Raw genomic sequence first — 2,161 nt, 5'->3', positions numbered from 1 at the left:
TTTTATTAATTGTTAAGCAGAATTCAGCAATTAGATTTTTCCCTTTCATCAGTAAAGTTAATTAGTGCTCGTCTATAAACCCGCAAAAATTTCATAATATGTGTGTCTGTTCAGAAAGTACCGGTTGCAAGCGTAACAAAGCAAATGGTACTTTATGGACAGATTGCGCCAAGCTAAGCCCGTGAAAAGGGGATTAGCATAGTTCTTTGAAACTTTTCATCAGAAACCTGTAGGTAACCAAACCTACCCGGGAAAGCCTAACCAGCACCCGGAACCGAGTGTTGCGTAGTTATCAGAAATGATGGCACGAAGCGTACACAGGGAATGCAAAAGCCGTGTGACTGAGCCTCGAAAATAAAGCTAATGCCGTGGTTTTCATGATTCTGTCCATGGGAACGGAAGCACAGTAACCGTTATGGTAAGGAGACTATGCCTGACCGGGGTCGACGAGCAAGGCAAATGCATAAGAGGTTTCTACGGGAACTTGGGAGAGCCTCCCACCTCCATACGAGAGGCGGTCAATAAGGGCAGACCGCACCCGAAATGTCCTGGCCAGTCAGGTTCGTATTACCATCTGACAAGGCGTAAAGAAACAGGTAATACCGTAAGTGGTATTCTCAACCTAGGGAAACCGAAGGAGAGGAGACGGGTGAAGGCAGTCTTAGCATCCCCATAGTACCGGTTGAAATCTGGCGAATCAGCCCCATGAGAGCCAGAGAGTAGGGAAGGGAAAACTTATCTGTGCAAGGATAAGGGATGCCTCAATATTGGGATTGCAGATTAGAAACATTAAATGTACCAGTGACATGGAAGAAATGTCAACCGCAGAACTGCAAATAGCAGAGCGGGCAAGGAAATTCAAAGAAGAACCACTAACGAACCTGAGTCAGTTCATCACCCCCCAAATGCTATACAAAGAGTTCATGAGGCTCAACAAGTATAGCTCAGCGGGAACAGACGGACAAGATTGGTTTAATTACGTGGGGATAGCAGAGGAGCGTTTACCGGAGTTGCTCTCCGAGTATAAGTCGGGACGCTACAAAGCGCCTCCGATACGGCGGGTCTACATTCCCAAAGGGAAGACCGATAAGCGTCCGTTAGGTATCCCCACGATAGAGGATAAGGTTCTTCAATCAGCAGTACGGCGGGTAATGGAACCTATTTACGAGGAGATTTTTAAAGACTTCTCGTATGGCTTCAGACCAAACCGTTCGTGCCACAAGGCTATAGCATACATGTTTCAGCAGGTTAGTTTTGGAGGAATGCGCTATATCATAGATGCAGACATACAAAACTACTTCGGAAGCATCAATCACGGCCAATTAAGAGAATTTCTTGACCGAAGGGTAAAAGATGGAAAGATACGCAAAATGCTGGATAAATGGCTCAAAGCTGGAATACTTGAGGATGAAACCTTGAGTTATCCGGAAGAAGGGACGCCTCAAGGTGGTATAGTATCCCCTCTGCTGAGTAATATTTACCTGCATTATGTGTTGGATGAATGGTTTTCAGAAGTTATCCAACCCAGATTGAAGGGCAGGAGTTTTATAGTTCGTTATGCCGATGACTTTGTACTCGGGTTTGAGAGAGCAGAAGACGCAAATCGAGTAATGGCAGTGCTATTCAAACGATTTGAGAAATATTTTCTGCGGTTGCATCCGGGAAAGACCCGGTTGGTAAACCTTAACAGACCTGAGAGAGGAAACAGGAGTTTTGATTTTCTGGGATTTACTCATTACATGGGAAAAAGCAGAAAGGGGAAATTTGTACTCAAACGCAAAACGAGTAAGAAGAAATACTCAGAGGGTCTAAATAAAATGGGAGAATGGTTGAAATGCAACAGGCATAATAAAATCAGGGATATTATCCGGGATTTGAATGTCAAACTGCGTGGATACTACAATTATTATGGAATAACGTTCAATTCCCGAAGGCTGGCCGGTTATTTTCATGAGGTTAAGGCTTTTCTACCCGGACACTAAGTATCAATAACATTATCGATATTCCTGATGGTCAGGAAAGAAAAGTGTATTTATTTGGTGAATAGCTTTAAGCACTTTTTTTATGCTTTCGGCAATTCCCGAAACTTTGAAACACCCCTGTAATGTACTTTCGGCAATTCCCGAAACCTTGTCGCATCCCTGCATGAAGGTTTCGGGAA

General features: G+C 44.0%; 1 protein-coding gene. It reads left to right on the top strand.

Annotated elements, in window-relative coordinates; translation table 11 throughout:
* Positions 1–806: 806 nt before the first annotated feature.
* The gene (ltrA, locus tag OQ5_RS0110570; protein WP_016777467.1) at positions 807–1,982 is read left to right on the top strand and encodes a group II intron reverse transcriptase/maturase; all 1,176 of its coding nucleotides are present in this window, start codon (positions 807–809) and stop codon (positions 1,980–1,982) included.
* The last annotated feature ends 179 nt before the right edge of the window (positions 1,983–2,161 follow it).

This window comes from Anaerophaga thermohalophila str. Valhall, assembly GCF_000250735.1.
GTDB classification, from domain to species: Bacteria; Bacteroidota; Bacteroidia; order Bacteroidales; family Marinilabiliaceae; genus Anaerophaga; species Anaerophaga thermohalophila_A.
The sequence above is the reverse complement of the archived record's forward strand: the minus strand, read 5'-3'. Positions and strand labels throughout refer to the sequence as shown.